The sequence below is a fragment of the Synechococcus sp. R55.7 genome, from assembly GCF_047461955.1.
In the GTDB taxonomy this organism is placed as follows: Bacteria; Cyanobacteriota; Cyanobacteriia; order Thermostichales; family Thermostichaceae; genus Thermostichus.
Genome location: NZ_JANSIC010000157.1, coordinates 1 through 6,039 on the forward strand (window position 1 = coordinate 1; position 6,039 = coordinate 6,039).

The 6,039-nt window shown below is 56.7% G+C and carries 6 protein-coding genes; 4 read left to right on the forward strand and 2 right to left on the reverse strand.

Translation table 11 applies throughout. The features are described 5' to 3' along the window. Positions 1-182: 182 nt before the first annotated feature. Complete coding sequence (locus NW820_RS08945) at positions 183-1,100, reverse strand: CoB--CoM heterodisulfide reductase iron-sulfur subunit B family protein (protein WP_414407294.1); 918 nt, start codon at positions 1,098-1,100, stop codon at positions 183-185. Between the two features lie 319 nt (positions 1,101-1,419). Between NW820_RS08945 and NW820_RS08950 the strand changes: the two genes are divergently transcribed. Both NW820_RS08950 and NW820_RS08955 read left to right on the forward strand, forming a co-directional pair. Then, positions 1,420-2,172: a hypothetical protein gene (locus tag NW820_RS08950; protein ID WP_414407295.1), complete on the forward strand. Its 753-nt coding sequence runs from the start codon at positions 1,420-1,422 to the stop codon at positions 2,170-2,172. A 302-nt stretch (positions 2,173-2,474) separates the two neighbouring features. After that, positions 2,475-3,224, forward strand: coding sequence for a YebC/PmpR family DNA-binding transcriptional regulator (locus NW820_RS08955; RefSeq protein ID WP_414350786.1), 750 nt, complete (start codon positions 2,475-2,477; stop codon positions 3,222-3,224). A 53-nt stretch (positions 3,225-3,277) separates the two neighbouring features. On the opposite strand, the gene NW820_RS08960 is transcribed toward NW820_RS08955, so the two are convergent. Further along, positions 3,278-3,589 carry a YbjQ family protein gene (locus tag NW820_RS08960; protein WP_011432974.1) on the reverse strand — a complete coding sequence of 104 codons (312 nt, stop codon included), beginning with the start codon at positions 3,587-3,589 and terminating at the stop codon, positions 3,278-3,280. A gap of 389 nt (positions 3,590-3,978) precedes the next feature. On the opposite strand from NW820_RS08960, the gene rbsK reads away from it, so the two are divergent. Both rbsK and NW820_RS08970 read left to right on the forward strand, forming a co-directional pair. Beyond that, on the forward strand, positions 3,979-4,896 hold the full coding sequence (gene rbsK, locus NW820_RS08965; RefSeq protein WP_414407296.1) for a ribokinase: 918 nt from the start codon (positions 3,979-3,981) through the stop codon (positions 4,894-4,896). Positions 4,897-5,149: 253 nt separating this feature from the next. Next, positions 5,150-5,893, forward strand: coding sequence for a response regulator (locus tag NW820_RS08970; RefSeq protein ID WP_414343332.1), 744 nt, complete (start codon positions 5,150-5,152; stop codon positions 5,891-5,893). The last annotated feature ends 146 nt before the right edge of the window (positions 5,894-6,039 follow it).

Consider the following 6,039-nt stretch of genomic DNA (forward strand, 5'->3'; position numbering starts at 1 on the left):
TGCACAACAAGGCCAAAGGGATCCGAGACAACCATAGGGAGCTGCTAAGCAGGAGTAGGTGGATCTAAGCTTACGAGGATCTTTGCGGTTTTTGAACAAGGACGGGTACCTTGCTGGGCAGAATAACACATCCTTCCCAGACCTGATGTTTGCCCAGGGATCCCCCAGCCATCAAGTGGAATTTAGCGGCCTATTTTTTGCAGGGCTTTTTCCACCTGTACTACATGGCGGTTCAGTCCCAAGTTTTCCGCCGGGATCCCCAGGGCCAGGCCCACCAATTGTGGCAAATGCAGGATCGGGATCCCCAGCTTGCGCCCGATCACCTCTTCCACCTCCGGCTGCCGAGAGTCCAAGTTGAGGTGACATAGAGGACAGGGGGTAACCAAACAATCGGCTCCCGCCTCTATGGCCTCTACGAGATGCCGGCCTGCCATCGAGAAAGACTGCTGCGGGGCGTAGCTGGAAATGGGCCAACCGCAACACTGGGTGCGCCCGCGATACCAAACAGGGGTGGCCCCCAAACGCTCGAAGAGATCCTCCATCAAACGGGGATCCCGCGCCACATCAAAGCGGGAGATGTCGTAGGCCCGCAACAGATAACACCCGTAGAAGGCAGCGCAGCGCAGCCCCAAGAGGGGCCGTTTGACCTGTTGGGCCAATCGCTCCAGGCCGTAGTCATGAGCCAGCACCCACAGCAAATGGCGCACATCGCCTGTGCCCTGGTAACGGCTCTCACAGCCCCCTTTCTGGCACAGGGCTTGCACCTGGTGAAAGTACTCTGGACTCGCGGTTTTCGCAGCTTTTAACTTTTCATTCACGCGGCCCAACACCCCCTGACAGGTGCTGCAGTGGGTAAGCATCGGCAACCCCAGCGCCTCGGCCAAAGCCAGGTTGCGGGCATTTACCGTATCTTCCAGCAGCTCCGATTCTTCTTTGAAGGTGCCCGAACCACAGCAGGAAGCGGCTTCCAGCTCCACCAGTTCAATGCCCAGATGCCGCGCAATCTGGTCGGTGGAGTCATACAGCTCACGACAGGCCCCCTGGGCCACACAGCCGGGGTAGTAGGCGTAGCGCAAAGGTGAAGGAACAACCGCGGTCATGAGAAGACGTGAGAAGAAGAAGAGAATTGGGTTTGCGATCTCAACGGTAATAACAATCCATGGATCCATTGCCCACACAGCAGAGCACTGGCCTGCCTGCAGAGCGGGAACCCAGAGCCTAAGATCCTACACCCATGCGCTGCCACAGCACATCCGTTGCTGCCCAGGACAGGGAGTTTGTCAAAGCTTCCCTATTTATCTGCCCCTATTTTGAAACCATTCGGAGCCGATACCCTATTTTTCTCCCTGCCTAGTGCCTCTCTGGCCGATGTCGGGTAGATTTGGCGGTAGCCATCGCTGAGGAATCGGTCAACGCCTTATGAACAGCCCGATCCAGGATCGCGATTTCTCCTTTTCACCCCGCTCTAAGCAGGGCAGTCTGGGTTGGAGCCTTCCTCTAAAAGGTTGGGGATTTGGCTTGTTTTTCGGATCCCTAGTTTGGGCAGGATGGGCAAGTCAACTCCAGCTATGGGCCCAGCCGGTCGAACAGCAACCTCAGGAAGAAGTCCTTGTGCCGGGGCGCAATCTGGATCCTGGGGCGCAAATCCGGGTGCGTAACGAGCTGGTCAAGATCTGTGGGGACTATCGTTGCGAAGGCTATCGCTTTTCGGTGCGAGTACCGATCAGCCCTGAAGACACCCTGGAAACTCTGCTGGGGCGGCTGGATACGGAGATGCTGCGGGAGGTGGATCGGGTGTTTCAAACTCGGCCCGATTTGAATCGAGTCATTGTCGATGGCTACGTCTTCTCGGGTACTCCCGCTTTTGTCAGCCGGGAAGTGCTGCTGCAAACAATGTTTGTGCCCCGTCACCGTTGGGAAGTGGGGCGCTTTGGGCCAGAGCAAGATGCGATTTTCTATGCCGAGCTGTTGGGACAGGTGACGCCCTTTCTAACTCCATCCCCAACCCCCACGCCTACACCTGGGCCTGTGCCTGGAGAAGCTGTGCCCCCTCTGCCCCCGCCTCCTGGGGAAACTCCTCCCATAGAGGCAACACCTACTCCTCAAGAAACCCCAGCCGCTCCACCTCCACCTCAAGGGGATGTAATTCAGCGGCAGCCGATCCAGCCCTGATGGGTTTGTTGGGTAGCTGAGTCTGGGTTGTGAAGGATCCCTCGTTATAGTCATTTCAAACCAGATTGAGATACTCCCCAAGCGCTCCGCGCCGCTGCCCTTACCCCCAGTTTCTCTCTGGGAGAGGGAGTTAGGAATCGACATAACGAACCGTTTCACTGCTGTTTGAAATAACTAACTATAATTTGTGACCAGGCCAGTGCCCTCCCAGTTGTCGCGGGGTTGAGTCCTGAGCCGAGGTGATCTAGGCTTCAAAAATGGAGGGATCCCTCCAATTCATTGCTTGACTGGTGTGTGGCGGCATGGCAGGACACAGCAAGTGGGCCAACATTAAACGGCAAAAGGCCCGTGTAGATGCCAAAAAGGGCAGCCTCTTTACCAAACTCTCGCGGGCCATCATCGTGGCAGCTCGCAACGGCTTGCCAGATCCGGATGGGAATTTTCAGTTGCGGGCGGCAGTGGAGAAAGCCAAAGCAGCGGGGATGCCCAGCGAAAACATTGAACGAGCCATTGCCAAGGGAGCCGGCAACTGGAGCGACGACAGCCCCCTGGAAGAAGTTCGCTACGAGGGCTACGGCCCCGGTGGGGTGGCTGTGTTGATCGAGGCCATGACCGACAACCGCAACCGCACGGCTGCCGAGGTGCGAGAAGCCTTCAGCAAAACCGGCGGCAGCTTGGGAGAAGCCGGCTGCGTGAGCTGGCTGTTCCGGCAAAAAGGGGTGATTAGCCTAGAGGGGGTGACAGATCCCGAAGCTCTGCTGCTAGCGGTAGCCGAAGCAGGCGGGGAGGATCTCAAGGTAGAGGGAACCGACGCAGAAGTCTACTGCGATTACACCCTGCTGGAGCAGGTGGCCACCTACCTGAAAAAAGAGGGCTACCCAGTGCAAGATGCGGCCATCCGCTGGATCCCATCCACTGAGGTGCATGTGGAGGATCCCGATACGGCCAAGTCAGTGCTTGCCCTGATGGAGCGTCTCGACAACCTAGACGATGTGCAGAATGTCTATGCCAATTTCGAGATCGACGAGGCGGTGATGGAAAGCCTGGCCTGAGAACAGGCTGCCATCATCTTCCGAGAAAGGGAAACCTTCAACAGAAGCATCCGTCAGCGGAGCTTAACGGCGGTGCCGGCGGCGGTAACGAGGATCATTGTCGTGCTCATGTTGGTATGAATGCTAACGCCTAGGATGCCATTTGCTCCCAAACGTTTGGCTCGCTGCTCCAACTCTTCCAAAACCTTTTTCTGGGCATTCTCGAAAACTTCTTCATAGGTTCTTGTGCGTCCCCCGATGATGTTGCGGAGGGTAGCAAGGAAGTCCCGTAGAACATTGGTGCCATAAACTACCTCGGCGGTAACAATGCCCAAGTAACGCTCAACCTCTCTACCTTGGAGCACGTCTGTAGTGGTCAGCAACATCAGCTTGCTTCCTGGGTCAACACCCACCAAGATAGTCGGGATCCTCAACCTTTGGAATCGGGTTCTTGCCCTGTGTTTTCAGCAGAGTGGCGATATGTCGAAGGGCGACCAATCCCTACAGATAACCGTTCCACAACGCATAGTCATTTATCTCACCGTTGAGGTGAAACAAACGACCGGTTGCTTCCTGCTAAGGCCTCCGGCCCGCTAGCGCGATCAGTTGAAATAGATGGTAATAAAAACCACGACTGCTATCAGCCCTTGCCGCGTGGTAGGGCGCTCAAGGGGATCCCTGGCCAAGACCGGCGGCTGATACAATAGCTGCCCAGGGATCCAAACCAAAGATCTCTAGATCTCTGCTTTTCCAACAGGATTTCCCCACAAGCCCGATGGCAGGCCCGATCCGAGTGGTGGGTAGCTTGAACATGGATTTGGTGGTGCAGGTGCCCCATCATCCCGGCCCTGGGGAAACGGTGCTGGGATCCGACTACGCCACCTACCCTGGCGGTAAGGGAGCCAATCAAGCGGTGGCAGCGGCGCGGGCGGGAGCCCAGGTGGAAATGTGGGGAGCGGTGGGATCCGATGAGTTTGGGCGTCTGCTCCAAGAGAACCTGGAGCACAACGGCGTGGATACCCGCCACCTGAGGCAGTTGGAGGGGCCCAGCGGCCTAGCTTTGATCACAGTGGATCCCGGCGGGCAAAACAGAATCGTGGTCAGCCCTGGAGCCAATGGTCGCTATCTGCCGGAGCATTTGCCTCCCTTTACCCCAGCGGCCCTGCTCCTGCTGCAGCTGGAAATCCCCCTGCCCACTGTGCAGGCTGCAGCAGAACAAGCCTCTGCCCAAGGGATCCCGATTTTGCTCAACCCTGCGCCCATCGTGCCATTGCCAGGATCCCTGTTGCGCCAGGTTCGCTACTTGGTGCTCAACGAAACCGAAGCGGCTGCCCTTGCCCAATCCCCTGTGGAGACGCCGGAACAAGCCCAAAAGGTGGCTCAAGAACTGCAGAAACACGGGATCCCAACCGTTATCCTTACCTTGGGAGGGGCAGGGCTGGTCTGGGCAGATGGGGAAGAAAGTGGCCATTGGCCAGCTCATCCTGTGGAAGTGGTGGATACCACCGCTGCCGGAGATGGGTTTTGTGGGGCCTTAGCTGCTTGTTTGGCTGCCGGGGGATCCCTGAGGGAAGCCCTGCGTTTTGCCAATGCCGCCGCTGCCTTGGTTGTAACCCGTGCAGGAGCCCAACCCAGCTTGCCCCAACGCTCTGAGATTGAGGCATTTTTGGCCTCTGCCGTAGAAACAGCATAGACTGCTGCTTATCAAAAGTTTTCGACGTCTGCGGTGGAGAAGTTCATTGGCCGTTTGCGTGAGCGCTATGGGGAAACCGCAACCTCCACAGGACAGAGCGGGGCCAAATCCTTTTTCCGAGCTGCTACTCATAGCCGGCGGAGGGGATCCCTTGCTCCATTGAGTACTGCTCAATAGTGCCTTATCTTCCCTTGTGGGTGTCTTTAGAGTTAGGTAGTGAAAAGAAAGTATTCGGTAATTCTGATAAAGGCCCGTGAGTACCCTCCTTGCTGAAGATGACGCTCTCTACCGTCAGCATGTTCATAGCCTGCTAACACAACATTTGCCTGAGTTCGGCCCGGTGTATATAGCCTCGAATGGTAGAGAGGCGTTGGAACTTTACCGTCAGCACCACCCCAACTTTGTGTTGATGGACATTCGCATGCCTGAGATGACCGGGATCGAGGTAGCGCGACAGGTTTGGTCAGAGTGCCCCAGCACGCGCATCATTTTTTGGTCGCATTTTGCCGATGAAGTCTATGTGCGGGAACTGCACAAGATCGTGCCTCCGCAAACCGTCTATGGCTACCTTTTGAAAAATTGCACCGATGAAAAATTGGTCAGCGCTATCCAAGCGGTGGTGCAGGATGAGCAATGCGTGATCGACCGAGAGGTGCGCGGAGTCGATTCCCGTTCACAAAACAAAATTACCGGTCTCAGCGACGCCGAGTACGAAGTGTTGATCGACATTGCCCTCGGCCTCACCGACCAAGCCATTGCTGCACGGCGCTTTTTGTCCCGCCGAGGGGTAACCAACCGTCTGCGCAACCTCTACGACAAGTTAGAGGTCAGCAACGACCAAATTGAGAGCGACGAGTGGGGAACCACCTTCAGCTTGCGGGCGCGAGCCATCCGTCTTGCCTTCAAACGGGGGTTGATTAACGCCCAACTGCTGGACGAGGAGGAAGTGCATTTGGATCACTGGCTCAGCCGCTACCGACTGGATCCGTTGGACTAGAGAGTGTCTGAGCTGTCATCGCCCTTGGCAAACACTTGCCGGTCGATTCTCCCGCCAAAAGAACCGGGGCCAAAACCTCCTCCTAACCGTCATGGAGAAGCAAGCCGGCAGTGTGGGGGGTCGCTAGCGGAAAATCATCTCGGCAA

What these genes read in the sequence shown, in the direction of transcription:
- NW820_RS08950 (WP_414407295.1), top strand. Translation starts at nt 1,420, where the DNA reads ATGAACAGCCCGATCCAGGATCGCGATTTCTCCTTTTCACCCCGCTCT.
- NW820_RS08945 (WP_414407294.1), bottom strand. Translation starts at nt 1,100, where the DNA reads ATGACCGCGGTTGTTCCTTCACCTTTGCGCTACGCCTACTACCCCGGC.
- NW820_RS08960 (WP_011432974.1), bottom strand. Translation starts at nt 3,589, where the DNA reads ATGTTGCTGACCACTACAGACGTGCTCCAAGGTAGAGAGGTTGAGCGT.
- NW820_RS08955 (WP_414350786.1), top strand. Translation starts at nt 2,475, where the DNA reads ATGGCAGGACACAGCAAGTGGGCCAACATTAAACGGCAAAAGGCCCGT.
- rbsK (WP_414407296.1), top strand. Translation starts at nt 3,979, where the DNA reads ATGGCAGGCCCGATCCGAGTGGTGGGTAGCTTGAACATGGATTTGGTG.